27 protein-coding genes and 5 pseudogenes are annotated in these 24,627 nt (G+C 36.8%); 21 read left to right on the top strand and 11 right to left on the bottom strand.

All coding sequences use genetic code 11. The annotated features are described in order from the left end of the window. Positions 1-7 precede the first annotated feature (7 nt). The 3 genes and pseudogenes from CQZ94_RS19290 to CQZ94_RS19280 all read right to left on the bottom strand — a co-directional run bounded on the left by CQZ94_RS19290 (position 8) and on the right by CQZ94_RS19280 (position 2,495). Positions 8-713, bottom strand: a pseudogene (locus CQZ94_RS19290) (class I SAM-dependent methyltransferase). Beyond that, on the bottom strand, positions 706-1,593 hold the full coding sequence (locus CQZ94_RS19285; RefSeq protein ID WP_105586659.1) for a GNAT family N-acetyltransferase: 888 nt from the start codon (positions 1,591-1,593) through the stop codon (positions 706-708). The pseudogene CQZ94_RS19290 and the gene CQZ94_RS19285 overlap by 8 nt, the downstream one beginning before the upstream one ends. Positions 1,594-1,616: 23 nt before the next feature. After that, on the bottom strand, positions 1,617-2,495 hold the full coding sequence (locus CQZ94_RS19280; protein ID WP_105586658.1) for an aminoglycoside phosphotransferase family protein: 879 nt from the start codon (positions 2,493-2,495) through the stop codon (positions 1,617-1,619). Positions 2,496-2,903: 408 nt separating this feature from the next. Here CQZ94_RS19280 and CQZ94_RS19275 point away from each other — a divergent pair, with 408 nt between their 5' ends. Together CQZ94_RS19275 and CQZ94_RS19270 are read left to right on the top strand one after the other, a co-directional pair. Continuing rightward, positions 2,904-4,112, top strand: a complete 1,209-nt coding sequence (locus CQZ94_RS19275) for a macrolide family glycosyltransferase (protein WP_105586657.1) — start codon at positions 2,904-2,906, stop codon at positions 4,110-4,112. A gap of 333 nt (positions 4,113-4,445) precedes the next feature. Then, positions 4,446-5,303 carry a YitT family protein gene (locus tag CQZ94_RS19270; RefSeq protein ID WP_002148483.1) on the top strand — a complete coding sequence of 286 codons (858 nt, stop codon included), beginning with the start codon at positions 4,446-4,448 and terminating at the stop codon, positions 5,301-5,303. A gap of 46 nt (positions 5,304-5,349) precedes the next feature. Here CQZ94_RS19270 and pdxR read toward each other — a convergent pair whose 3' ends face one another. Further along, positions 5,350-6,750, bottom strand: coding sequence for a MocR-like pyridoxine biosynthesis transcription factor PdxR (pdxR, locus tag CQZ94_RS19265; protein WP_105586656.1), 1,401 nt, complete (start codon positions 6,748-6,750; stop codon positions 5,350-5,352). A gap of 284 nt (positions 6,751-7,034) precedes the next feature. On the opposite strand from pdxR, the gene CQZ94_RS19260 reads away from it, so the two are divergent. Both CQZ94_RS19260 and CQZ94_RS19255 read left to right on the top strand, forming a co-directional pair. After that, on the top strand, positions 7,035-7,457 hold the full coding sequence (locus tag CQZ94_RS19260) for a GNAT family N-acetyltransferase (RefSeq protein WP_105586655.1): 423 nt from the start codon (positions 7,035-7,037) through the stop codon (positions 7,455-7,457). Positions 7,458-7,607: 150 nt separating this feature from the next. Continuing rightward, positions 7,608-8,735 carry a metallophosphoesterase gene (locus CQZ94_RS19255; RefSeq protein WP_105586654.1) on the top strand — a complete coding sequence of 376 codons (1,128 nt, stop codon included), beginning with the start codon at positions 7,608-7,610 and terminating at the stop codon, positions 8,733-8,735. 58 nt (positions 8,736-8,793) lie between these two features. Here CQZ94_RS19255 and CQZ94_RS19250 read toward each other — a convergent pair whose 3' ends face one another. Beyond that, positions 8,794-9,420, bottom strand: a complete 627-nt coding sequence (locus CQZ94_RS19250) for a DUF1648 domain-containing protein (protein ID WP_105586653.1) — start codon at positions 9,418-9,420, stop codon at positions 8,794-8,796. A 136-nt stretch (positions 9,421-9,556) separates the two neighbouring features. On the opposite strand from CQZ94_RS19250, the gene CQZ94_RS19245 reads away from it, so the two are divergent. Genes CQZ94_RS19245 through CQZ94_RS19225 form a run of 5 tightly spaced genes read left to right on the top strand, consistent with a single transcriptional unit; the run spans position 9,557 to position 11,982 of the window. Then, complete coding sequence (locus CQZ94_RS19245; protein WP_105586652.1) at positions 9,557-10,123, top strand: GNAT family N-acetyltransferase; 567 nt, start codon at positions 9,557-9,559, stop codon at positions 10,121-10,123. Positions 10,124-10,129: 6 nt separating this feature from the next. Then, positions 10,130-10,690 carry a 2'-5' RNA ligase family protein gene (locus CQZ94_RS19240; protein ID WP_105586651.1) on the top strand — a complete coding sequence of 187 codons (561 nt, stop codon included), beginning with the start codon at positions 10,130-10,132 and terminating at the stop codon, positions 10,688-10,690. After that, positions 10,687-11,172 carry a GNAT family N-acetyltransferase gene (locus CQZ94_RS19235; protein WP_105586650.1) on the top strand — a complete coding sequence of 162 codons (486 nt, stop codon included), beginning with the start codon at positions 10,687-10,689 and terminating at the stop codon, positions 11,170-11,172. The genes CQZ94_RS19240 and CQZ94_RS19235 overlap by 4 nt, the downstream gene beginning before the upstream one ends. Before the next feature lie 12 nt (positions 11,173-11,184). Further along, on the top strand, positions 11,185-11,550 hold the full coding sequence (locus tag CQZ94_RS19230; protein WP_105586649.1) for a cupin domain-containing protein: 366 nt from the start codon (positions 11,185-11,187) through the stop codon (positions 11,548-11,550). 3 nt (positions 11,551-11,553) lie between these two features. Further along, the gene (locus CQZ94_RS19225) at positions 11,554-11,982 is read left to right on the top strand and encodes a GNAT family N-acetyltransferase (RefSeq protein WP_105586648.1); all 429 of its coding nucleotides are present in this window, start codon (positions 11,554-11,556) and stop codon (positions 11,980-11,982) included. A gap of 64 nt (positions 11,983-12,046) precedes the next feature. Here the strand turns inward: CQZ94_RS19225 and CQZ94_RS19220 are convergent. Then, positions 12,047-12,280: pseudogene (locus CQZ94_RS19220) on the bottom strand (GNAT family N-acetyltransferase); the annotation flags it as partial. 223 nt (positions 12,281-12,503) lie between these two features. Between CQZ94_RS19220 and CQZ94_RS19215 the strand changes: the two are divergent. The 11 genes and pseudogenes from CQZ94_RS19215 (at position 12,504) to CQZ94_RS19155 (ending at position 20,128) form a co-directional block, all read left to right on the top strand. Continuing rightward, positions 12,504-12,752, top strand: a complete 249-nt coding sequence (locus CQZ94_RS19215; RefSeq protein ID WP_105586647.1) for a polyprotein — start codon at positions 12,504-12,506, stop codon at positions 12,750-12,752. A gap of 1,778 nt (positions 12,753-14,530) precedes the next feature. Continuing rightward, positions 14,531-14,725: a hypothetical protein gene (locus CQZ94_RS19205; RefSeq protein ID WP_105586646.1), complete on the top strand. Its 195-nt coding sequence runs from the start codon at positions 14,531-14,533 to the stop codon at positions 14,723-14,725. Continuing rightward, positions 14,725-15,555 carry a hypothetical protein gene (locus CQZ94_RS19200; protein ID WP_105586645.1) on the top strand — a complete coding sequence of 277 codons (831 nt, stop codon included), beginning with the start codon at positions 14,725-14,727 and terminating at the stop codon, positions 15,553-15,555. Before CQZ94_RS19205 ends, CQZ94_RS19200 begins: the two co-directional genes overlap by 1 nt. A 60-nt stretch (positions 15,556-15,615) precedes the next feature. Next, positions 15,616-15,843 carry a hypothetical protein gene (locus CQZ94_RS19195; RefSeq protein ID WP_105586644.1) on the top strand — a complete coding sequence of 76 codons (228 nt, stop codon included), beginning with the start codon at positions 15,616-15,618 and terminating at the stop codon, positions 15,841-15,843. Next, positions 15,828-16,136 (top strand): hypothetical protein, encoded by a 309-nt coding sequence (locus tag CQZ94_RS19190; protein WP_105586643.1) that lies wholly within the window; start codon positions 15,828-15,830, stop codon positions 16,134-16,136. The genes CQZ94_RS19195 and CQZ94_RS19190 overlap by 16 nt, the downstream gene beginning before the upstream one ends. Positions 16,137-16,619: 483 nt before the next feature. After that, entirely contained in the window at positions 16,620-16,865 is a 246-nt protein-coding gene (locus CQZ94_RS19185; RefSeq protein ID WP_105586642.1) for a hypothetical protein, read from the top strand. Between the two features lie 249 nt (positions 16,866-17,114). Beyond that, positions 17,115-18,016 (top strand): annotated as a pseudogene (locus CQZ94_RS19180) (phage major capsid protein). 69 nt (positions 18,017-18,085) lie between these two features. Beyond that, entirely contained in the window at positions 18,086-18,646 is a 561-nt protein-coding gene (locus CQZ94_RS19175) for a hypothetical protein (protein WP_105586641.1), read from the top strand. A 14-nt stretch (positions 18,647-18,660) separates the two neighbouring features. Continuing rightward, positions 18,661-18,858, top strand: coding sequence for a hypothetical protein (locus tag CQZ94_RS19170; protein WP_105586640.1), 198 nt, complete (start codon positions 18,661-18,663; stop codon positions 18,856-18,858). Between the two features lies 1 nt (position 18,859). After that, positions 18,860-19,279, top strand: a complete 420-nt coding sequence (locus CQZ94_RS19165) for a hypothetical protein (RefSeq protein ID WP_105586639.1) — start codon at positions 18,860-18,862, stop codon at positions 19,277-19,279. Between the two features lie 510 nt (positions 19,280-19,789). After that, on the top strand, positions 19,790-20,128 hold the full coding sequence (locus CQZ94_RS19155; RefSeq protein WP_105586637.1) for a hypothetical protein: 339 nt from the start codon (positions 19,790-19,792) through the stop codon (positions 20,126-20,128). Between the two features lie 84 nt (positions 20,129-20,212). Here CQZ94_RS19155 and CQZ94_RS19150 read toward each other — a convergent pair whose 3' ends face one another. The 5 genes and pseudogenes from CQZ94_RS19150 to CQZ94_RS19130 form a co-directional block, all read right to left on the bottom strand. After that, positions 20,213-20,434 (bottom strand): hypothetical protein, encoded by a 222-nt coding sequence (locus CQZ94_RS19150; RefSeq protein WP_088009087.1) that lies wholly within the window; start codon positions 20,432-20,434, stop codon positions 20,213-20,215. A 303-nt stretch (positions 20,435-20,737) separates the two neighbouring features. After that, positions 20,738-20,935, bottom strand: coding sequence for a hypothetical protein (locus tag CQZ94_RS19145; protein ID WP_232308403.1), 198 nt, complete (start codon positions 20,933-20,935; stop codon positions 20,738-20,740). A 446-nt stretch (positions 20,936-21,381) separates the two neighbouring features. Next, a pseudogene (locus tag CQZ94_RS19140) lies at positions 21,382-22,081 on the bottom strand (helix-turn-helix domain-containing protein). A gap of 158 nt (positions 22,082-22,239) precedes the next feature. Beyond that, positions 22,240-23,157 (bottom strand): tyrosine-type recombinase/integrase, encoded by a 918-nt coding sequence (locus CQZ94_RS19135; protein WP_105586636.1) that lies wholly within the window; start codon positions 23,155-23,157, stop codon positions 22,240-22,242. A gap of 162 nt (positions 23,158-23,319) precedes the next feature. After that, positions 23,320-23,919: pseudogene (locus CQZ94_RS19130) on the bottom strand (GNAT family N-acetyltransferase); the annotation flags it as partial. A gap of 133 nt (positions 23,920-24,052) precedes the next feature. Here CQZ94_RS19130 and ytfJ point away from each other — a divergent pair. Continuing rightward, positions 24,053-24,478 carry a GerW family sporulation protein gene (ytfJ, locus tag CQZ94_RS19125; RefSeq protein ID WP_070142179.1) on the top strand — a complete coding sequence of 142 codons (426 nt, stop codon included), beginning with the start codon at positions 24,053-24,055 and terminating at the stop codon, positions 24,476-24,478. Positions 24,479-24,627: the final 149 nt, after the last annotated feature.

The following is a 24,627-nucleotide window of genomic DNA, read 5'->3' as shown; positions in this document are numbered from 1 at the left end:
GTTTTTTTTATTTTTGACAAATGAAAAATGTTCTACTTGTACCGTGTAATTGTATATTGTTAAAACCTACAGATTTTAAAGAAGAAATTATTTCTTCTTTAGAGTAACAAGCTTCCTCGAAAGAAAAGTCACTTCTTTTCCAAATATCATTTACGTCATGTTTAAATAGAATGAAAGTCATCTCTGCTCTATGACTTTCATTATCATAAGTGGAATCGATGGTACAAACATATTCGCGTTCTGAAATATGAAAGGAAGCACTCCAATTTTCAAGAAAGCCTTTTTCCATATTCATATCAAATGCGAATGAGCCGCCATCATATAACGCAGAGTAAACGTTATGAAAAGTATTTTTTAGTTCATCTAATTTCATAATGTGGTTTAAGCTATCGCCGGCTGAGATGACATAGTGGAACTGCTCATCTACTGCGCGCATCATCAACAATGAAGGTTGCATCTGGTGCGTTTTTGCGTGCATGTGCAATCATTTGAGCTGAACCGTCTATACCAGTTACAATGAAATTGTTATCGATTAATATTTTAGAAAGATGACCGGTTTCGCAGCAAAGATCTAATATGCGGGAGTGGGAACTGGCGTATTGTAAAATAAATTTATGATAGGCTGGATAGGAGTGTTCGGCAAAATGTCCCCAATGCTTATTATAAATAGATGCGAAGATATCATAGTCCGAATAAATGATTTTATTAGACATAATAAGTCTCCTCATTTTCCAACAATCCATAATAATCATACTTCGTCATAATTTCAAATCCACATTGTGTATAAAGTTTTAAAGCATTTTTATTTTTTGTTTCAACTTGTAATTCAATTGTTGTAGCACCATTTGTGAAGAGTGTATGTGTCATATAGCTTAAAATAGCTTTACCGTATCCTTTACCTTGATAGGAAGGATGCACAGCGAATCCTGATAATGTAGTAAAGTGCTCTTGGTGAGTTACTGTAATTGTTCCTAGCACATTGTTATCGATTAGAGCGCTGTATACTTGATGAGAAGATGAATTCATCATCTTTTGTAACCATGTAGCTGTATTTTCTACAGAATCCCCGAAAGCTTTACTAGAGATATCGATAAGATCAGGAAGTGATTTTGTAGGTGCAAGAGTAAGCTGTATATTATTCTCCGTTGTTTTGTGTGTTTTTTTTGATTTGAACTCCATACTATACTCGCTATATAAATAAGGTAGCTTCATATGTTTTGCAAATTCTTTTCCAGAAGCAGAATCCCCATTCATAATAAGGAGAGCTTCATCCGCCCCTCTTTTTTGAATTTCTTTCATTGCAGTTTGTAAAAGGTTAGTTCCGAATCGTTGTTTTCTAAAATGAGGATGTACAAAGCCTATTAATTCAAGTTTTGTTGGTCTTTCGAAATCATACATATTTAAAGTGCCAATTAATTGAGTCCCGTTATAAAGAAGAAAATCGTTTATTTGATCTTTATTTCGGTTCGTTAAAAAGTGTACATGTAAATCTGACGAGTAATCAATTTGATCGTGTTGTCCGCAAATATGAGCTAACTCTTTCATTTGCTGTATTTCATTTTCTGTTAAAGAACTCTTTTTCTGAATATCCATTTTATAATCCCTCTCATTCGTATTCAAAAATAGGATGGATGACTTAACCATTTTTCTAATTCCACACTACCTTGAACAGATAATAGTCGGTACAAATAACGGTAAGGCTGTCTACATTCATCAAGGTGAGGAATAGGCATAATTGTGTCGTAACCACTTTTAAAGGCACGAGCTTCTTTTTCGGTAAGTACATATTCTAGTCCAATAAAATCAAACTCTCGTGGAGCAACTGCGAAAGCTTCAGTATCTACTAAACCAGTAATATAGGTACCATCAGATAGAAATTGAGTTGGATCCATATCAATTAAGACGAGTGTAGATTCCTTTGGCATGGATAGGGAAGAGAGCTGTGATTCAAAAGTAGGAAATGCATTTTGTATGCTTTCATTATCGGAATAAAATCTATTCACAAGCTCTTTACTCACGTTTAAAATGTGTGATTGCAATTCATCTAGTTGAACTTGGAACGTGCCTGACGGATTTCCTATGAAATCGGCTTGAAACTTATGTATTTCTGCAAGTCCTTTTCCTAGACTGAATAAAATAGAATCTGGTTGCCCGATAAAAGATTGAACTGTGTTACCTACTAACTTTTCGGCCACAACAAATTCTCGGCCATCTAAAATATGTTTGTCTAAAATTGTTGGGATAGGAAGATTTGTATGTTTTTGCAACAATGTATGTACCGTATCCAAATGATGTACGTTTCTGGGGTCAATTCCAAATAGATTTTTGCATCCCCACCAAAAATCATTATTTGGCTCTTCATTCATTTTAGAAGAACGAACGATCACTTCTGAATCTTCTGTTTGAACAAGAAAAACGTCACTTGCATGATCTTCATAGCCTGGGTGCAATGCTTGAACAGATAGAATAGGTGAGGTGAATAGTTGTTGTAACATAAAAGAGCCCCTTTTTCTGTAAATTCTATAAATTTATTATATAACAGAATATGTACCACGTGGAGAATGATAGGGGACAATATAGAACATAAATAAATTTATAGTGAGAAATCAGCATGAAAATTATATTTTTCTATTTTTGTATGAATTATCAAAATAATATTTTTGAATGATAAACGTGTAAAAATGTTCGAATGTAAAGTTCGTATCATACAAGATATGAAGAGTAAAGGAGAATTAAACATTGATTTATAAGATTGTGTACTCGTAATAGTGCGGGCTATAGAAAATATTTCTCAATAATAAAATGAAGAGAAAGATATGAAGAAGTAGAATAGATTCCTTTATAATATAATTAATAATTAACATGATTAATTATATTGCGTTAGATAGAAAGGAGAGAATGTTATGGCGAACGTACTCGTAATAAATTTTCCTGGAGAAGGCCATATTAATCCGACGCTAGCAGTTGTTAGTGAGCTAATTCGACGTGGGGAAACAGTTGTGTCATATTGTATTGAAGATTACAGGAAAAAGGTTGAAGCAACAGGTGCTGAATTTCGAGCATTTGAAAATTTTCTCTCTCAAATTAATATTATGGAACGAGTAAATGAAGGTGGTAGTCCTTTAACGATGTTATCTCATATGATAAAAGCATCAGAACGTATTGTTACTCAAATTGTAGAAGAAACAAAAGAAGAAAAGTACGATTATTTGATATATGATAATCATTTTCCAGTAGGACGTATTATAGCGAATATCTTACAATTACCAAGCGTTTCTTCTTGTACGACTTTTGCTTTTAATCAGTACATTACTTTTAATGATGAGCAAGAATCGAGACAAATAGATGAAACTGATCCACTATACCAATCTTGTGTAGTGGGAATGGAAAAATGGAAAGAGCAGTATGGAATGAAATGTAATAGTCTGTATGATATTATGAATCATCCTGGCGATATTACGATTGTATACACTTCCCAAGAATATCAGCCACATGCGGATGTATTTGATGAAGCGTTTAAATTTGTTGGTCCATCAATTGCTACTAGAAAAGAAATGGGCAGTTTTCCTATTGAAGATTTAAAAGATGAAAAAGTGATTTTCATTTCTATGGGAACAGTTTTTAATGAACAACCTGCCCTGTATGAAAAATGTTTTGAGGCGTTTAAAGATGTAGAAGCGACAGTCGTATTAGTTGTTGGTAAGAAGACAAATATAAGTCAATTTGAAAACATTCCGAATAACTTTAAGTTGGATAATTATGTGCCGCAATTAGAAGTATTACAGCATGCTGACGTATTCGTGACACATGGTGGTATGAATAGTTCGAGTGAAGCGTTATATTACGGTGTCCCGTTAGTTGTAATTCCCGTAACGGGAGATCAGCCTTTAGTTGCGAAACGAGTGACTGAAGTAGGGGCTGGAATAAGGCTTAATCGTAAAGAATTAACTTCTGAATTGTTACGTGAGACTGTAAAGAAAGTAATGGATGATGTAACGTTTAAGGAAAATAGTCGTAAAGTTGGAGAGTCGCTTCGAAATGCTGGTGGGTATGAGAGGGCAGTTGATGAAATATTTAAAATGAAAATGAATTCATACTTAAAGCTTAAATAAAGTGAAACTTTAATCAGTGTGGGTTTTGTTCATCCACCACTGATTATTAGCTCGCACGAATCGGGCGTTTATGGGCAGCCTGATTCCCACTTAACTTCTTTGTTCCAGCCGAATTTTGAGGTGGGAATCTTATTGCCTGCAAATAGCGGGATAAACGTTTGAAACACACTTACTGTAATATGTAAGTGTGTTTCTTCTGTTAGGATTTAAATAAATTACATAAAAATCACCGTAAAGGTGAAACTTTTGTGTATATAAGCCGATTTCTTTGTATTTACAGAAAAATTACGTTAAAATAATACTAAGAAAATATATATGTTTTGGGGGTAATGAATGAAAAAAGTATTCGAATACGTATTATTAACAATTGGATCTATTATTGTAGCTGGTTCACTAGAGCTTATTTTAGCACCTAATGGACTAGTGGACGGAGGGGTAACTGCGATTGCTATTATGGCAAATAAAGTTGCAGGATTACCGCTTTACGGAGTGTTTTTAGGACTTAATATTCCTATTTTATTATTTACTGCAAAAGTAATGGGAAAGAAGTTCTTCATCCGTACTTCTTATGCAAATGTTGTTACAACACTCGGATTGATTTATTTAAAACCATTTCCAGCAATTACGACTTCGGAATTATTAATTGTACTTTACGGAGGAGTACTATTTGGTGTTGGTGTTGGGATCGTTGTAAAAATGGGCGGGGCAATTGATGGATCAGAAATGTTAGCTGTTTGGATGAACAAGCATTTTAAAGTACCAATTAGTACATTTTTACTTGCTGTAAATGCAGTTATCTTTGTATTTGTTGCTATTTTATTTTCAATTGAGCAAGCGATGTTCTCATTAGCAATTTTCTATATTGTTACGAAGATGATTGATTTCATATTAGACGGTATTAATCAAGGAAAGAGCGTCATGATTATTTCGAATAAAAATAAAGAAATTGGCGAACTGCTTATGAAAGAATTACAACTGTCTGTTACGTATCTACATGGAGAAGGTGGTTTTTTAGGAGAGCACCAGAGAATTATTTATTGTATTACAAACCGTTTCATTTATCCGAAAATGAAAGATCTCGTTCTCTCTGTAGATCCAAGTGCTATAATTGAAGCTTCTTATTCAACAGAAACAACTGGTGTAAAGCGTCCAGGAAGGACAGCGAGATCAGGGCAAGTATCAGAAAAATAGTGAATGAAAATAACTCCACGTAAGTATAACTTGCGTGGAGTTATTTTTAGTTAGGGAACCAGACTCTTTTCAGTAATTTGACAACAGTTTCGATAGAATCTTCTGGAATACTGCCGAAACCGAGTAATACAAACGACGCCTCTCTTAAATTATGAACAGAATCGTATGTTGAGAGAGGGTACAACTTAATGCGTTGTTTCGCAGCTGCATGAATAAGTTCTTGTTCGTTCATCCCATTATGAACGTGAAGTACGATATGAAGTCCTGATTGTTCACCGAGTATATGCACATTAGCTCTCATTTCGTCCGTGATAGATTTAACTAATGAAATGTGCTTTCTTTTATATAATGTACGAATTCGATTTATATGACGTTCCCAATCACCTTTTTGAATAAAGGAGGCAAAAGCGAGTTGCTGCATTGTAGAAACAGTTTGTTTAAACATGCCTCCAAGCTCTTTATAGGTTTTTAAAAGGTGAGGTGGTAAGACGATATATCCCATTCGTAAAGAAGGTAAAAAGGATTTCGAGAAAGTTCCCATATAAATAACGCGTTCATTTGAATCTAGTCCTTGTAAAGAGGGGATAGGTTTTCCTACATAGCGGAATTCCCCGTCGTAATCATCTTCAATAATATATCCTTCGCAATCATTCGCCCATTTTAATAATTCGAGCCTTCTAGATAATGGCATAATCATTCCAAGAGGAAATTGGTGTGATGGAGTGACATATGCTACATTGGAACGTGATTCACGTAAAGCTGAAATACGAATCCCTTTATCGTCTAATGAAATAGGGTGAACAGGAAGGCCAGAACTTTGAATCATAGCAGTTATACGATGAAATCCAGGGTTCTCGATTCCGTATTCTTTTTTTGAACCAAGCAGTTGAAGTAGTAGCCAAAGAAGAGGCTGCGTACCGGCTCCGATAATAATTTGATCAGGTGAAGAATGTACCCCGCGGGCATGATATAAATATTTTGAAATATGCTCTCGTAGAACGAACTCACCTTGAGGATCTTCTCTAGCAAATAATTCATTTTCATACTGGAATAAAGTTTCGTGTAATGCTCTTTTCCAGTTTGTAATTGGAAAAGCTTTTTGATCAATCAGCCCTTGGCTACAATCATAGTCATATTGTTCTTTTTTTATATTGTTAGCGCTGTTTGACACAACTTGTTGTTTATTTTGAATGACATCAATATCAACTTCTGCAACAAAAATCCCACGTTTCGGTTTACTTTCTACATAACCCTCAGCTAGTAATTGTTGATAAGCAGATTCAACAGTAATACGGCTAACATTAAGTTGTACCGCTAAATTTCTGTGAGAAGGAAGGCGTGTACCGGCAGGCAGTGATCCCTGAGAGATTTCTCGTTTCATATATTCGTAAATTTGTAAATAAATTGGTGTTTTACTTTCTAATTGCAATGGGATAGTAAGATCCATTTTATGAATTCTCCTTTACATACTGGCCTTATAAAAAATAATCAAACTGTCACTTAAGAAAGGGGCAGTTACTTCTTATAATAATGATATAACATTTAGAAAATTTTATAAAGTGAAGGCTAATAATCAGTGGGGGTTATCCATCCCCCACTGATTATTAGCCTTCACCAATCGGGCTTTTACGGGCAGTTGATCTCCCAACTAACTCCCTCGCATTCGCCGAATTTTGAGGTGGGAGTCTTACTGCTCGTTAATGCGGGATAAATAGTAAGGAGAGAATCATAATGAATATTAGAGAAGTAGTAACAGAAGCTGATTTACATGATGTATTCCTCGTATTACAGCAATTACGAACGAAACTTTCAAGAGAAGAAGCAAGTTCTTTATTTCAAAAAATGAAAGAAGAAAATTATAAACTACTCTCGTTACAGAATGAAGATGACGAAGTTGTTAGTCTAGCTGGTGTAGCGATTTGTACGAATTTTTATAATGAGAAACATGTTTTCGTATATGATCTTGTAACTGCGAAAGCTCACAGATCAAAAGGATATGGTAAGGTTCTGCTGTCATATGTAGAAAAATGGGGGGAAGAAAAAGGGTGCAGTTCTATCGTTCTTACATCAGCGTTTCCAAGAGTTGATGCCCATCGTTTTTATGAAAGAGAAGGCTACGATAAGGTAAGTTATTCTTTTTATAAAGAGTTATAATGCTAAGTAGGTTCTATGTGAGATAACATATAGAACCTACTTTTATTTAGAAGTACAAGATGAGGAGGGCTAATTGCTTATTTTGTCGAATAGCTTCTTTATAATTGAGAAGATAATATTGAATTTAAAGAAGGTTAGGGGAGTTTATACTTGGAAAAAATTCAGAAACTATTAATCCCAAAAGGTGTAAGAGTTATCGTAATATCTGATATTCATGGCGAATTAAATCTTTTAAAGGAATTATTACATAAAGTTAATTTTAAAGATGATGATTATTTAATTATAAATGGCGACCTTTGTGAGAAGGGGAACGATAGCATTGGCGTCGTAAACTATGTGATGGATCTAGTAGTTAGCAAGCCAAATGTTTATGTAGTTGAAGGGAATTGTGAAGTTGTAGTTGAAGCACTTGTAAATGAAAATCCTGCGCTAATGAATTATTTATGTACGCGAAAAAATACAATTTTTAATGAATGGCTAGGGCAATTGAACGTTACCATTAATGAAGAAAGTGATATTTGTGAAGTGAAAAACATATTGATGAACCATTTTTCAGAAGAAATAAAGTGGCTAACAGAATTGCCAACTGCTATTGAAACTGAGGATTATATCTTTGTACATGCTGGTCTTGAAGATAGAGAGGATTGGAAACAAACAGACAGGAAAAATGCAATTGCAATGCCAGAGTTTTTTAATAAGTCACACCGTGCGGATAAGTACGTAATTGTTGGACATTGGCCTGTTGTGAACTATTCCGAGGAGGCGCCATCTAATAATCCGGTTATCGATAAGAATAAAAAAATTATCGCGATTGATGGTGGTAATGCGATTAAAGAAGCAGGTCAATTAAACGCATTTATCATTCAGAGGACACCTACAGGTGATACGTTTTCTTATACACATGTAGACTATTTTCCAGAGTATGAAGTAATGGCAGATTTTAATGCGGATTCAGAAATGCAGGGCGGGGTTACATATCCGTATTATTACATAGAGCCTGTGGAGAGAATGAAAGATTTTACTATATGTAAACAAATAGAAACAAATGAACTACTTCATGTGAAAAACGAGTATATAAAGCAACTTGAATCAGGTGAGTATACAGTGAAAACGGATATTTCTTGTGCGCAAATAGGCGTTAGAAAAGGGGATATTGTTTCTCTCATTGATGGTAGCTGCATGGGATATGATTTAATAAAAAAAGATGGTGTAGAAGGCTGGATAGAGAAAGGAATTCTACTTGAGATAGAAAAGAAGGGAAATAAAATATTTAGCTAAAATAGGAGGGATATAACCTCCTATTGTTTATAAACCTTTTTACGATCTCGTATTTAAATTAACTTTTTAAATTAGTGGACTGCTTACTGTCTTTAATAAGTAAATAAATCGTACTCGGTATAATGACAAGCGTCATTCCTAAAATGATTGCTAGTATTCCGTAACCTCTGTACGGGGCAGGAATTAAAAACGGAACAATCACTAAAAAAATACCTGCTACTATCATTGAAACACTGCAAATTTTTGAAGCTCTTTTTTCAAGATGCTTATGATTCCATTCAATTGATACTGTAGATTTAGTCGTATCAATTTTGGAACTGAAATAGCCCATTAATATAAATAATAAACCTAATGCTAAAAATATTAGATGATCAAGAGGAAGTGAGAAACCAAGAGAAATGAGGGCAATTACAATATCTACAAAAAATAAAAATAGTAGTATTGTATTGCCAGTCCATAGGAAAAATTTTTGGTTACTCATTGCTTTAGATGATGCTGAAAATAGAAAGAATAGAAAAGAGCATATAATTATATTTACGATAACAAAAGTGCTTTTATCCATTGTTGATGTTGGAGTTCCATTGAAGTCCCATTTCGTTACAATGCTTGATGGTAAGAAGAAATAGAGAATAATATTAGTCGAAATAATAGTGAGAAATAGAGTGATAATAAATCGATTATTCACCGAATCACCAGCTTTCTATATCAATAATTGCTAACTAATAACAAAATTATACAATATAATAAATGATATTAGTTTTGATTTTTCTGAAAAAATATTATAATTATATATGAAATAAAGAGGGATGTAGGAGGAAATTATGCAAAACGTTATATTAAAGGGGAACAAAGTTACAATTCGTACAATAGAAGAATCAGATATAAAAACATTATGGAGTATTGTATATAAAGAAGAAAACCCAGAATGGAAGAAATGGGATGCACCATATTTTCCAATATCAATGCAAGAATACACGCCATATAAAGAAAATTCACAAAAACGTTTAAAAGAAGAACCGCTATCGAATTTAATTGTCGAAAATGACGGTCAAATCATTGGGACAGTCGGATTTTATTGGGAGCATAAACCGACGCGTTGGTTGGAGATGGGAATTGTTATTTATAATCCAACATACTGGAATGGTGGCTACGGTACAGAAGCGTTAACATTATATAGGGACTTACTATTTGAAAATATGGAGATTGGTAGAGTGGGGCTCACGACTTGGTCTGGAAATGAGCGAATGATGAAAGTAGCAGAGAAAATAGGAATGAGCTTAGAAGGTAGAATGAGAAAATGTCGTTATTATAACGGTGCATACTATGATTCTATTCGGATGGGAATGATTCGTGAAGAGTGGGAAGTGTTATGTGTAACGAAGGGGTGAGGAAGCATGTACGCAATTATTGCTACATTGGATAGTGTGTTTACTAATAAAATTAAAGAATTGCAAAATGAATTAACAAATAGAATAGGATTAAATCAATTAGCTGGAGTAGAACCCCATATTACAATTGCTGATTATAATGAGTTAGATGTTAATTTATATACTGAAAAATTAAAGGATTTTGTAGTTACTCAAGAGAACGTTGCTGCTGTGACTTTTCCTTCAGTTGGAACTTTTCCTACTAACGGAACGATCTTTCTAGCACCGACCATTACCAATGAATTATTAAGATTTCATCATTCTTATCATGATTATTTCAAAACTTTTCATGATAATCCAAACTCATATTACGTACCAGAAAAATGGGTTCCGCATTGCACGATTGCTAATCAGCTAAATTCAAATCAGTTTTTAAGTGTAATGGAGTATATATATGAAAAATTTGATGTTACAACAGCTTCGATTGAGAAGTTAAAATTAATTAAGGTGAATTATGAAAATGGTTCTGCCATTTCTTCTAGTATTTTAGCAGAGTGTAATTTAAAGAGAATGGAGACATCGAGATGACATATACGATTAGAGAAATGAAACAAGAAGATATTCGTGCTGTACAAAACGTAGCGAAAATAGCTTGGCATGATACATATGAAGAGATTATTCCGAGACCGATTCAAGACAACTTTTTAAATGAAGCGTATTCCGATGAAAAAATGAAATATCGCCTTGAAAATACACATTTATTCGTTGCAGAAGAAGAGGGCGAAGTAATTGGCTTTGCGAATTTTTCACCTATTAGATTGCAAAACGAAGCTGAATTAGGAGCAATTTATTTGTTACCAGAGCAGCAAGGAAAAGGGATAGGAAGTGCTTTATTACAAAGAGGGCTTACGGAATTAAAAGGGATTCGGAAACTGTACATACATGTAGAAGCAGCAAATGAAAAAGGAAAACGTTTTTATGAAGCGAAAGGTTTTGCAGCTTTAGAGCAATTTGAAGAAGATTTCGAAGGGCATATGCTGCAAACAGTGAGGATGGTTTTATACATATAAGGAGGATCAGAAATGAAAATATTTGATTTCAGTGAAAAAGTAGGGAAGCATATATCAGCATTTCAATCTAACTTTATAATGTCAAAAATATTAAATCATCAAGGGAATATACATATCGGTGCCATGCATTTACAAGAGAATGGAATCATCGGATATCATGAAGCAGTTGTATCTCAACTGCTTCTTATTGTGGATGGTGAAGGATATGTATGCGGGGCAGATAAAGAAAAAGTGACAGTAGAAGCTGGACAAGCTGTGTTTTGGGAGAAGGGTGAGTTTCATGAAACAAGTACAGAAAAGGGATTAATGGCAATTGTGATGGAGGCGGAGAATCTTGAACAAGCGATATTAATGCCTATTAGTGATGGGGAGTTGTGAAAAATGATAGAAAAGGCAAATCAAGAAGATACAAAAGAAATATTACATTATGCAGCTCAATCGCTTTTGGAAGGAACGAGAGGGAATTGTCAGTTAAGTACAGAGAAAGCGATTGAAATAACAAAGCCAATAGTGGAAAAGGGAGCATATTATTTAGTCATTAAAGAAGAAAATAAAGTAATGGGATGGATATTAATAGGTGAAAATACTGATTATTTTTCTCATGAAAAACTTGGATTTATATATGAACTGTACGTTTTCCCGGAATATCGCGGGAGAGGATTATCGCGAGAACTTATGGAGGCTGGTATTAAAGAATTGAAGGAGAAGTATTCAGAAATTCGTTTGAATGTATTTGCTGGAAATTTTGCAAAAGAGATGTACGAAGAATTTGGGTTCATTGAAAGACAAGTAATTATGACTTTGAAGTGAGAAAATAGTTCAAGCTGGAATAGCAAAATATAAAATAAAAGAAGTCGATGAATAAATCGGCTTTTTAACGATACATCGTCCACATTCCAATATCTTTAAACCCTAAACGTTTATAAATTCGCCCAGCAGCTGGATTGTTATAAAATAAGCAAAGCGTTCGGCCTTCATTTGTGAAGTCTTGAATCATTTTCTGTAATATGAGCGAAGCATATCCATTCCCGCGATAATTCGGATGTGTACAGACGCCAACAACCATAGCGGATAATGAATTTTCAGCGGATGTAGAGGCGGAGGTTAAGCCTGATGAGGTGTTATCTATGAGTGACCACTCTTTTAGTTATTCGTTTAGGAAAATTATAGAGGTTACAGGCTTGTGAGTCAATAACTATTCAGTTGGAACTTGTGAGTTAGTATTCGACAAAAAGAGGGTGACTAAATAGGCTAACTCAGGTGGTATTTATAGGGGAAATTTGGGAATAAATAGAATAACTATTTATGAAAACTAAGAGGAGGAATATAAAATGTTTAAGTGGTTTAAGAAGTGGGTTAACGGGCACGATAATCTAGATCAGGCAGCTATTGAGTTTTATATCGGTGACGATAGAGTCGTTCTCATAGGTGCTGATGCAATGAACTTTGTAGCTAACTTTAATAAGAAATACAAAACTCTATATGTTGAAAATAAATTAACTGGAATGAATATACGGTTCAAGGTGTACCACGTGGGTACCTACAAGAGAACAACTTATAAAGTAGCAACTGGGAGGTAGGAAACTAATGGATCTTAAACGCATCCAGCTATAATGCTTCACACTAAATAGTTTCACGCACCCCTCTCTGTGGTCGTTTCTCCCAAGTTGCAATATCGAACAGTTATGAAAGTATAACTAGTATAGGTACACATGAGCAGGAACACCTCCATAGTAAACTGCTACATATCCCCACCTCGTTAGTAATAACCCCTTTATAGAATCCTGCATAATAACTACCCACTTAGTTGATGCTACTGCATTCCCACCTCATAAGTATACACTCGCATACAACCTACTACACAGCAATAATTATGCAGTCAATACCTACTAGGGGTAGAGTATCTCACGGGTAATCTGGGGCTTCTCAGGGCTATTCCTGTTGGTCACTTTCTCGTTGGCTGACTGTCAGTAGCTCCACTGGTGGTGGCGTGCTCGGGGGGTGCTCTCACAATCAGGAGGCGTAGGGGGGTGTACGTATACGCATGTAAACATATGTAGTAGAAATTATATAGGAAAATCGGCTCCCAGTTAGTTACTAGTGAGCCAGCACCCTAGAGTTATCCACCTCAGCAGTAAATTTAAAAAGTTTTCTCCCAACATCGAACCTTAGTTGGGGACATATTGTCCCTTTCTAACAGGACACCTACAGGGTTTTATAAAATATTTATCTCCCAAAGTTGAACCTCCAGAGTCAGTCCCCAGTAGCAACCCCCTAAGTTTCACCTACAGAGATCGGCTATCTCAGGTATTACTCAGGGACTATGCTCAACATAGGTCGTCCTCATATGGTATTTAAATATATTCATATATGAGATAGTAACCCCCCTAGAGTCGGCAACCTACTTGAAGTATCCGTTAAACGGAGAGTTAGTTTTACTACCTCTTATCATATCACTACCTAAGTTAACTTGTGAGATGAGACAAACCCAGTAAGGTGTAGAAATTAACTCCTAAGTTACCGTATAGTCTACCTCAAGTGTTGATATATAGGAGTGAAATACACAGGATACGCCCCCTGAGGTAGTTGTTTTACTACAATATCTAAAAAGAGTTAACTCGATAGTTACCACTTGATAGAAATACCTAATTAGGAATAACCAATAGGTAATCATAGAGAAAGAAAAATAAAAAAGGTCTATAAGAGGAGTAACTCTAAGAGTATCCTATCAAGTAGTAACTATCCGATGAATCGGAAAGAATAACCCTGATAGGATAAACTAAGAGATGCCAGCTCATATAGGTATTAGGTATTAAATGATTTTAAAACAATAACTATGAGGAAGCAGCAATAGAGAATAACCTATCAAGTTATAATCTTCTCGTAAACGAGATAGACAAGCCTTGATAGAATAGCCTAATAGATCTCCGTCTCAGGTTTTTGTATTTATGTATTGAGAAAGTAGAATCTAATTAGGAATATCCCAGGAGGCAGCCAATCAGGTTTGTCTCCTTTTGTTATGCCTAACGAGGACGGACAAAGGAGTTTGCCTCAGGAGAGGTCCTTGCTGAGATAGCCTAGTAGGTTCCTATAAGAGTTAAGAGATGGTTTAGTCTAAAAAGTGCCTTGAGCCTTACTCTCCCAAGGGATTAGGTTAAAATAACATCGGTAGTTTCATGTGCATCCAATTATTGGACACTCCTAGCATACTCCTAGAAAAGTTAAATAAAGAAAGAATTTATACATATATCTTGTGTCTTATTTTGAAACGTAATACAATATATAGAGAAATCGAGAAAATAATAATCATATCATACAGTTAACTGTCTTGTCAAATAAAATTATTGGAGGTGGAGTTATGAAGCTAAAACGAGTAGACAAGCCTAAACCTAATTTACTCACCGAGTACGACTACCAAGTGTTAACTGATTGGCAAATACAGAAATACAAAGAGATGATCCAATTAGGATATGACGTAGAGATCCCATCTCAGAAGATACAGAAGTCTATATGGATGAAAGAAAAAGGACATAAAATTAAGGAGGAATACTAATGGTTACAGTTAAGCAAGCAAAGGAAGTTTTACACGATGCAGGTTATCAAATGGAGTCACCAGCTCAGCAACAATCTAGAAAGAATTATGCTATTAAGAAAAGCGAAATGAGTGAGAAGCGGTTTGCTATGCAAGATGTAACTAACTATGAAGCTATCAGAGATCAGCTTACTCAGGGTCAAAAAGGAGTACTTCTGTTGCTAACAACGGCTATGAGAGTTAAGAAAGGTGGACAACTCTACAAAGGACAGTTCGAACGGTTAACTGTAGAGGACGTATCCAATATGATTGGTAAGAAAGCAAAACAGACTTTTACGATATTAACCGAGCTAGAGAACTTGGGAGCTATCACCAAAGAGAAATCTGGAAAGCATGTCTACGTTAACATTGTAGAGGGATTTTACCTCTGTTGGTTTATGGATGAGAAAAGACCAATGGTTAAGATATTCAAGAAGAGACTCCAAGAAGTTGCTGGATTACTGTCACTTAACGAGATGGGATTCCTAGCAGATGTCCTGTCTCATATACACTGGACGACACATATCCTTTGTAGTAACCCTACTGAGCCTGATGTTAGTAAGCTAGAAGTCTGGAGAGCGAAAGACATTGTTGAGCTACTTGGATACTCGAGAAACTTTGTTAGTGCAACCCTGAGGAAATTCAAACGAAATGGAATAACTATGGAGATTGGAACTATCATAGATGTCATCTGTTTGGACCCTGAGCTTGTTAGTAGATCTGCTAAAGAAGTAACGCTACTTGATATCAAAGAGGTGGCTCGAAAGATTCACCTCTCCAGTTCTAATTATCGAAACGCAAACAAAAAGTAATCCCCCTACCAATAATCCACAAGTAACACCCCTAACCTATAAACCCAAGGAGGAAAACAAATGAGCATTTATTCAAAAGAAATAATCCTAGAGATATTATCTGAATTGAAATACTACGGTAAAAATATAAGCGAGGTAGCGTTCTCCAGAGATCGTCCCCAGTTGTTTGTAGCTATCGAGTCTGAATTTGGTTCTCTCGATAATGCACTGGCTCAGGTTACACCAATAAAAGTACAACCAAGGAAAATGACTAAAAAGGATAATATTTATACTTGGCTGGCTCGCTGAGAGCTGGCTTTTTTTATCTCACGGACGAAAAAACCACTCATACAATTAGTACGAACGGTTATAAAACAGAAGCTTGGTTTCTTACAGAAGATGGAATCTACGAGGTACTAATGACATCTCGTAAGCCAATTGCCAAGCAGTGGAAAAAGGAAGTAAAAGGAATAAAAGACAACTTAGTCAGGGACATTGATAATTACGTAAGTGTTTTGGGTCAAACCTCAAAATTGAGTTCTGATAAATTCTTTGTAGAAACAAACTATACAGCAGGAACTGGAAGGAAATACAAAAATTAGGTCTACTGGGTTACCTGAGAAGGGTAGCTCCTTTTTGTTTTCTATTTTAGCACTCTTCATTTTGAGTAGGGCTAAATCCTTACCACTCAAATAATTATATCCATCTGACTATTGTTATTTATAAGGGAATAAATTAGTACACACTACGGTGCATCTACTATAGTATGTAGGCATTAGCACGGTAGTAGAACTACTACTATGTTAGTGTAGGGGAACAAAAGAGTTGTCACCTTTTTAGCTTTGCGTTGTGATTACCGAGTCTCCTCTAGAGAACGTTCACTTCCTCGGTAATCACAACGGAGAGTTAATCTCCATGTCCTAGATTAAATCAGACATATGTATATAACTCTCCTGGGGTTTGGTGATGGTGATGGGGATCGCCTACATATGCACGCTCCACTGGTACGAGCTGGTGGAGTCTTTATTTAATTACAGATGAATAGACAAATAGATGAGTATAAAACTAGATAGGAGAGATGAAATATGCCATTAAAGTTAACTGAAGAGGGATTAGATATCAAGATTGCAATGAACGAAGCTACTCGAGAGCGCTACATCAAGTATAAAGAAATCACAGGTTGCTCTAACTCGGCTTTTGCTGTGAAGGTGGGATTTGGTAGATGTACGATTCAGAATTGGCTTGCTGGAAAGTTCGATTTTTCTCAGCAGAGTCTAGAGCATCTGCAGTTCATTATTGGTAGCACTCAAGAGCAACTGAGAAGCATTTAACTCCTAGATAGCTCCAAAGTAAAACGAAAGTAGCATACACGAGTTGGGATGAACGCTGAACCTGTCGACTAACAGGGGAGTTCTTCTGTCTCGTGGCTATTCTAGAGGGAATAAACAGGGCTTTCCTCCTGAGGGTTTTCCTTGTTTGTTTCTTCTAGAATAGTTTAGCTACTGAGTAGCACTTACTACACTATTACCATAACTAATGGATTCTGTCTCATAGAGACGGAACGAGGAGGAAACACGCACATGAGTGATATTATTTTAGGGCAACACCCCCTACTAAAGAAACAGTTTGTAGACACACGAATCAAGGACTTAGCAGGTCGCAAGATGATTGCTGATTTACTGATGACTAAAACCTCAGTTGATGCTCTATCAGTTAAATTCTTCAAAGATGCTGATGCAGATACTAACGGTCGTTATGCTTACGAGGAAGTACCTGAGGTAGGTGAAGGCTCAGGATTCAAACGTATTGGTATCAGCGAGAAGGCACAACTTGCTTTAATCCGTAAGTACGGCTTAGAGAGTGCGATCTCATACGAGCAACAACGTTTTGGTGCTAACAGTTACTTTGAGCGAGTGTTCAATAAGCTTGCTAACTCGGTTAGTAACATGGTTAACGCAATGACTTACGATCGAATCCTTAATGATGCAAATATTAACAAGCGTACTAAAGTAGGTACTGGTACGGATTTATACTGGAGTGATGTAACTGCTGGTCAATCAGCTAAAGGACAGACGACAAAGGGTGCTATTGCTATTCGTAGTGATTTAACGACTGCACAGGTTGAAGTTGCAAAGTTTGGCTACGTGTTAGACACGATGGTGGTCTCTCCAGCTACTTTTGGGATTATCTCAAATAATAGTGACGCTTCCCCTGACTACATTAATCAGGACTTAAAACAATTAGCTGGCTACCGTGGTAACTTCTTAGGCTTAGACCTAATTGTTGACGAAACGTTTGCTGATAAAGATGTCCTGTTAGTACAACGTGGAGCTATTGGAGATATTGCTGATGCAGTTCCATTATCTACGAGCCAGTATAACCAAGATGAGGACATGACTACAGTTGTGAGAGCGTTACGCTTCAAGAGTCATACGTGGCGGATCCTAAAGGCGTATACTTACTTAAAAATATTATTGCCTAGTACAACCTAAGAGGGAGTAGCCATTATGGGTTGCTCCCTATTTTTATTTAAACTAATGAGGTGAAATATATGCAACTTATGAAGTTTAACAATACAGGTCATTTAACGGAGTCGTTCTCCGAGGAAGGACAAGACCTACTTAAAGATGCTGAGCTTTTTTCTGTAGGTACACATAGAGGGAAAGCCTACACAAGTAAGGACTTGCATGCTTTGGCTAGCTCGTTTAACAAAGAGGACATGATACCAATCCAGTTAGACCACAGTGAGAGTGCAAAAGATACCGTTGGACTACTCGAGAGCGTGAAGGTAGTAGGTGAAAAGCTGATGGGAACCGTTCGTATTATCGAGGACTCCATTAAACAGCGTGTTCAAAAGGGATTAGCCAAGAAGGTGTCTATCTCATTCTACACTGACCAGAAAGGCAACCCCTCACGGATTCGAGAAGTAAGCCTTGTAGCATTCCCACAACTAAAAGGTGCTCAACTGTTCTCCGAGCAGGAACAACCCCTAAAGTACAGCCCTCAAGAAGTATACAAGGCTTTCTCGTTAGCTATGGATGCAAAGGCTCAAGAGGAGAAATCCTTTGAGGAAGAATACAAACAGTATGTTGCTAGTCTAGGAATCAAATAGGAGGTAGATGACTAATGAACAACGTAAAGATTGTAACCCCAACAGGTGGCACTCTAGAAGTAACTATAGATGATGGTAAGCTAGCTGAATTCATGAGCTGGATCGAACGAGAGGAGTCTGACTTGTTTCCTATCTCAGTTGATACTAACAAGACAGTATACCTGACTAGTACATCTGTATTACTATTCTCAGTTGACAAGGAGGGGAATTAATATGGCTAGACCGCATAATCCGACTGGAGGGCCACGCACTCCAGAGGGAAAAGCAAAGGCACTCAAGAATCTAACTCCAGGTAACTACATTCACGGGTTGTATCTGAAGGACTTTAAAGCAGACCTAACAGAGGAGGAGAACCAATGGTATAAAGAAACGTTCGAACACTACCAAGAGAAATACGAGTTGGACAAGCTAGATTTAGAAACACTTGACCTAGCTCTGATTAACCTCATTAAGGCTAGACGTAAGAATGTAACTATGGAGTATGCAGTCAATGAGAAGGTAAGTATGGCAGACTTCGAGAGTCGCTATATTAGGTTAATAGACGAGTTAGGACTATCTCGTAAGTACCGCTTGTCTAAGGGGAATATTGAGAATCCTAACACGTTTGATCCATCAATGTTATTTGATAACTAAACCATCTGAGGGGGAATGCTTGTGAAGTACGCTTGTATAGTTGAGTTCTATCACGGTGGCAAGAAACACATTCAGAGGTTTACTGTAGAGACCGAGCTCAGTAGTGGATCTTTGCAGCATGATATTATCAAGCAGTATCAACGCCACTTTAGATATACAATAGATGGTCGATTAATAGATGTAACTGTAGAGGTAGCCTAACTGGGCTACCTTTTTTTATGCTTATGAGGACGCCATAGAGGAGTTAATCCTCAAGGGACAACTCCTGAAAGATAGGGCTGTTTAGTTGTGCTAGCTCATGTTTTAACTCGGAGGGATACTCGATGAGAGCGAACTCTCCTCTGGTTTCTAGATATTACAAACATAGGGGAGGGTGTCCGTGTAGGATGTAGTCTTACAGAGAAAATACGTATTGGTAACATCGAGTATTACCTCAGTAGACCAATCTCACAAAAGGTATTCACACGAGGGATTGACTACTCTATAATCAAGTTAGAAAGGGGTGGTAAGATGATACCCATGCTGATATACAAAGGTATTCCAAATCAAACTCTAAAAGTAGAGCTTATCTTAGGTTCAATGTATTTTACAATTAAGGATGATGACTACGGACGTTTTATCCATTGTGTATTCTCAAGAAACAGAGCTCGTGAGTTTATGAGAATCTTAAGTAATGGAGAGATGGCTGAGTTGTTAGATCTTGGAGGAGATTTATTGAGAATTCGCCCTCTGAACGATGGTTATTTCGGTATTGAAATTGAATCAAAGGGGATGACTAGGGGGTTTGCGATAGATAAACAGCAAGCTCAAGAGTTATCTAATTGGTTTCAACGAGTGCACAAACTATAATTTCAATTACCATATTGGTAACCCTGAGGAGGAAAGCAAAAGAGCCGACTCAGGGAGCCAGCTCGTGGGTTATTACTTCTTGAGTTAAAAGTTCTCCTCAGTTACTTCATTTAAATTAAAACTAAGAGTCTTAGAGATTTTGCCAGCTCGTAAGATAACTACATACGTAAGGCCTAGTTGGAATGTATCTACTTTGCAAACTTTATTAGTGATACGAGATAGTGAGTCTTGGAAGTTAGATACTAGGGTGTCAATCTCCTCCATAACGATATCTAAATTAGTTGGTTGAATAGTATTTGTTGTCATAAAATAATCTCTCCCTTTAGTTTTTATTTGTTGACACGAGACAGGTAATACTACAGGTGTACAATCATGAGTGAAACAATGTAACCAGCTGCGTAAAGAAAGCTTATACTGCCGCCAGCTACCAAGGTTGATTTAACCCAATCTTTAAGTTTCAACTTATTCGCCTCCTGTGGAGTCGAACCTTTACAGCTATTCCTGCTCGTGATACCATAGGGAGGAAAGAGCCTTATAGGTTCGACTGAATTGCGTAGCCTTATCCAGTGAACTCGCCAAAGTTTACTACTGGGTAGGGCTATTTGTGTTTCACTTATCTACTATAGATTTTCCTTCGTTGATACGCTCAAAAGCGATCTCCACTAGTTCTTTTCGCTTACTCTGTGGTAATAACTTGAGAGCGCTAAACAGCTTGTAAAACCTTTGCGCTTCCTCAATGGAGTCTAGCGAGTAGGCATCCATAATACGTGTGAAGTACCTAAGTTGTTTCTCTTGCAAGTTTGTCACCTCCCTTGCTGTTGAATTTATCTTAACACAGCCTAAAGAAGTTGCGCAACCCTTTTGTTGAGCTTTTTCTCTGAGTGAGAAAATCTCACTTAGAAAGGGAAAACATTTCCCCATCTAACTAGACACCATACGAGGCTCATACACGAGAGATAGCCTGTATTGGTGTAAATGTATTAGTCGTCCTCCTACGAGTTCGTAAAAGCCGATTTGAGAGGTCATTTATACCGTTAACAATTTTAACGGGTAATCCATCGAGCATGCTATATCGTTTGCCAGCTCCAAGGGTCGAAACATTGTTTAGTACCTTGTACCTGCAGAGAACGGACAATAACCAGATTGAATGCTAACAGGTGTAACCCATCGAGCATTACTGGACAGATGCTACCTCTGGGGTTAACCGAGATAGGACAGCAACCAGATAGCAGGGATTATTACCTACAGTAATGCTACTGAAGGAAGTTGAAAAGTTTACACTTAAGAGATCGTTGAGCAGTAGATAACTTCTGGGCCAGAACTCCATAGAAGTAACCAGTAAAATCACGTACACGTTTAACCTTGTTGGCAAGCACACTAGCTCGTACAGATGAGACAGCGATTTCTACAGTATCCACCAAATCAGGAGCATGTTTCTTGGCAGCCATTTGTACTTTGCTCCAAAGTTTATAGACTGCTTGTACATCCAAATAAGGTAATGCTGCTATAGAGAACTGAGTAGGAACCCCGATAGCATCCAGATGATTGATATCTAACTCAGGGGTTACGTATGGTTTATTATCTTTAGGATTAGTTTTAAAAGTAATTGTATCTGTATGAGCTGGCACCTCGTCAGCACAATCAGGAGTAGGCTCTATAGCTTCCTCTTGGAGTGACAAAACAGTGTGACTCTCAAAGGGATTAATCACATTAATGAACGCTGAATGACCACCTTTGACAGGTTTAAAGCTCTCTACACGAGTAATGTACTAGATCAGCTAATGTTTGTACTTTGAGGTAGCTAACTCCTACAAATTTACAACTATAACTAGCAATCTTCCATAGTACTGTGTATTCAGACTCCTTAAGCTTGTACACTGACAGGTATTCACTAATAGAATTGTCCATCTCAGTAATTGAATTAAATGATTGATACTTTCGTAGTTCCTTCATAGTTATTCCTCCTATATAATCAAGAAGGAAGACCTCTTGAGCTAGTACCAATGAGTATGATACAATAGCAAACAAGGAAGCTCCTTCGAGTTTCTTTAGTAGTTGTAAGAGAGTCCTGTCTGGTCGCCAAACTAGAAGCAGGGCTCTTTTATATTGCCTTAAAAGTCGAACCTGTTTAGTGGGTTATACTTATCGTTAGATTCAGCTAGTGAGTTGCCGAAAGCGTGTAGGTACATCTCGGTAGTCCTTATCTGAGAGTGGTGCATGAGCTTACTCAAAGTGTAAATATCCATTCCAGCTTTCAGGGAATTACTTGCATAGGTATGTCTAAACATGTGAGCTGTAGTCTTAAAGCCTACCCTTTGAGATAGCCTAGAGAATGTAAGTTTGATAGCATTCGGTGTCAACTGTTTACCTCGGTTGTCAGTAAACACATACTCAGGTAACCTTTTGTAGAACCCCTCGCAGAATAACCTGTACTCGTATAGCTCACGAGTGACCTTCTCGGTTAACGGAGTAGACAAACTCTTACGGTTCTTTCCAAAGACTGTGATTGTCTTATTGAGTAGATCCACAGAGTCCCACCTCATGGAGATAAGCTCACCTAGTCTTATACCGGTACCAGCGAGGATAACTATGATTGTGTGTCCTCTGTAGCTATACAACGTGTTTTCTCGAGAGCGCATCCTCCTGTAGTATCTAAGCATCTGCTTTATCTGTTCATCGGAGTACACCTTGATAGTCTTGTCCGTCTTACCAGGCTTAATCTTGTTAGTGGGATTGCTGCGGATCTCTATAATGTCCTCATCCTCTAGGTACCTAAAGAATGTCTTCAAGTGTTGGAGCTTACCGTTACGAGTGACCACTGTGTTTCCTCTCTCCTTGGAACAGTAGAGGAGGTAGCTCTTAATAACTGGTGGAGTAATGTCCTCAATGTTAACGATCTCCCTCTCGGTAGTGAGCCAGCGAGAAAACTCATTAAGTGTATCTCGATAGCTCTGTATCGTTCTCGGTGCGAGTCCACTAAGTTCTTTATCCTCTAGGTAATCCTTTATCATAAATCTAAGTAGTACCATTTAGTCTCCTCCTTGAGTACGCACAAAAAGACCACCTCCATAGGCTACTTGTGAGTAACCTAGAAAGTGGTCTCTTGTGAGAATATTGTTTCTGTCATAGATAACCATTCAGCTAAACCTTGTGAGGCTTGTCCTGCCTCGGGGGGATTAACTCGCCTGTCCTACCATAGCGGATAATGAATTTTCAGCGGATGTAGAGGCGGATGCGATGAGTGCACCGTCTTTTTCAATAAAGTATGTACGTCCTGTATTTGTTTCGATAGCTTGCCTTAACATTTTCTCTGATTCAGTAGCAGCTGGGAATTCAGCGATGTTACTTCGTAATTGCATAATTCGCTCTACATCATCTAGTGAGGCAAGTTTAATAGTTTCTTGAACAGGCATGCTAGGTAAGTTGTTGTCATTTAGACATTCGCAAAAATGCATTTCATTTTTGGCACCTAGTTGTATATTTTGAACAGTTTCAAATCTTTCTACTATTGTTGACTTGCCAGAGAGTTTAAGCGGCTTATATGCGGAAAGAAGTGCCTCATAGTCAGAGACAACAAAATCTTCTTTACTGTACGGTATAAATGCATCATGGAAGCGGAGTAAAATTGATTTTAATGTCCCGTTCTCTTCGAATGTTCCCCATAATTCTTGAAAATCTGTATGATAACCGAAAGCTTCAATATCTCCAATGATAAATAAGTTAAGGGCTGCTTCTTCTTTTAGAAAAGAAAATACTTGTTCATGATCTTTCTTTGTTAATTTTCGTATCATAACGAATCGACCTCTTTTTTTATTTTTCTAAATATTATAACTTTTTTATTTTTGAAATCAATATAAAATTTTATGTTTAGTTCACAAACTTTCGGAAAAACTAGGAAAGATATGACAAAGGAGGTTATGAACGGTGGATCATCCAATTCAAGGATTAATGAAAGCAGCAATGGAAAATTTGAAGGAAATGGTCGATGTAAATACGATTGTTGGAGAGCCTGTTCAAACGGCTGACGGTGGTGTAGTGTTAACAGTTTCTAAAGTAGCGTTCGGTTTTGGAGCAGGAGGTTCTGATTTCCAGACGAATGATGGACAAAGAGCAAACGGTACCCCTGCATTTGGTGGTGGTAGTGCGGGTGGTGTGTCAATTACACCAGTAGCATTTCTAGTCGTGAATAAAGACGGGGTAAATATTCTTCATTTACAAAATGCGACACATTTAGCAGAAAAAATAATTGAATTAGCTCCACAAACAATCGATAAAATCCAATCGATGTTCCAAAAAGATGAAAAAAAAGAGGGGAATCATCACCCTCAAAATCCAGATGATATCCTTTAAAAACGCCTGCTTATGAGCAGGCGTTTTTTCTTGTAATCAGTATGTAATAAAACACATGAAATTGTAAATAGTTTTTGAAGTTTTTTCTATGTTTCTAAAATTTTTCATGTTAAAATATGCTATAGAATTGAAACATACAAAACGAAGGT

The organism is Bacillus sp. MYb209 (assembly GCF_002975175.1).
Taxonomy (GTDB): Bacteria; Bacillota; Bacilli; order Bacillales; family Bacillaceae_G; genus Bacillus_A.
The sequence above is the reverse complement of the archived record's forward strand: the minus strand, read 5'-3'. Positions and strand labels throughout refer to the sequence as shown.

Coding starts and splice junctions, on each gene's coding strand:
- CQZ94_RS19175 (WP_105586641.1), top strand. CDS start 18,086: ATGCAACTTATGAAGTTTAACAATACAGGTCATTTAACGGAGTCGTTC.
- CQZ94_RS19275 (WP_105586657.1), top strand. CDS start 2,904: ATGGCGAACGTACTCGTAATAAATTTTCCTGGAGAAGGCCATATTAAT.
- CQZ94_RS19195 (WP_105586644.1), top strand. CDS start 15,616: ATGAGCATTTATTCAAAAGAAATAATCCTAGAGATATTATCTGAATTG.
- CQZ94_RS19185 (WP_105586642.1), top strand. CDS start 16,620: ATGCCATTAAAGTTAACTGAAGAGGGATTAGATATCAAGATTGCAATG.
- CQZ94_RS19205 (WP_105586646.1), top strand. CDS start 14,531: ATGAAGCTAAAACGAGTAGACAAGCCTAAACCTAATTTACTCACCGAG.
- CQZ94_RS19235 (WP_105586650.1), top strand. CDS start 10,687: ATGACATATACGATTAGAGAAATGAAACAAGAAGATATTCGTGCTGTA.
- CQZ94_RS19215 (WP_105586647.1), top strand. CDS start 12,504: ATGTTTAAGTGGTTTAAGAAGTGGGTTAACGGGCACGATAATCTAGAT.
- CQZ94_RS19285 (WP_105586659.1), bottom strand. CDS start 1,593: ATGGATATTCAGAAAAAGAGTTCTTTAACAGAAAATGAAATACAGCAA.
- CQZ94_RS19245 (WP_105586652.1), top strand. CDS start 9,557: ATGCAAAACGTTATATTAAAGGGGAACAAAGTTACAATTCGTACAATA.
- CQZ94_RS19150 (WP_088009087.1), bottom strand. CDS start 20,434: ATGACAACAAATACTATTCAACCAACTAATTTAGATATCGTTATGGAG.
- CQZ94_RS19200 (WP_105586645.1), top strand. CDS start 14,725: ATGGTTACAGTTAAGCAAGCAAAGGAAGTTTTACACGATGCAGGTTAT.
- CQZ94_RS19155 (WP_105586637.1), top strand. CDS start 19,790: ATGATACCCATGCTGATATACAAAGGTATTCCAAATCAAACTCTAAAA.
- CQZ94_RS19240 (WP_105586651.1), top strand. CDS start 10,130: ATGTACGCAATTATTGCTACATTGGATAGTGTGTTTACTAATAAAATT.
- CQZ94_RS19280 (WP_105586658.1), bottom strand. CDS start 2,495: ATGTTACAACAACTATTCACCTCACCTATTCTATCTGTTCAAGCATTG.
- CQZ94_RS19170 (WP_105586640.1), top strand. CDS start 18,661: ATGAACAACGTAAAGATTGTAACCCCAACAGGTGGCACTCTAGAAGTA.
- pdxR (WP_105586656.1), bottom strand. CDS start 6,750: ATGGATCTTACTATCCCATTGCAATTAGAAAGTAAAACACCAATTTAT.
- CQZ94_RS19225 (WP_105586648.1), top strand. CDS start 11,554: ATGATAGAAAAGGCAAATCAAGAAGATACAAAAGAAATATTACATTAT.
- CQZ94_RS19270 (WP_002148483.1), top strand. CDS start 4,446: ATGAAAAAAGTATTCGAATACGTATTATTAACAATTGGATCTATTATT.
- CQZ94_RS19165 (WP_105586639.1), top strand. CDS start 18,860: ATGGCTAGACCGCATAATCCGACTGGAGGGCCACGCACTCCAGAGGGA.
- CQZ94_RS19260 (WP_105586655.1), top strand. CDS start 7,035: ATGAATATTAGAGAAGTAGTAACAGAAGCTGATTTACATGATGTATTC.
- CQZ94_RS19230 (WP_105586649.1), top strand. CDS start 11,185: ATGAAAATATTTGATTTCAGTGAAAAAGTAGGGAAGCATATATCAGCA.
- CQZ94_RS19135 (WP_105586636.1), bottom strand. CDS start 23,157: ATGGTACTACTTAGATTTATGATAAAGGATTACCTAGAGGATAAAGAA.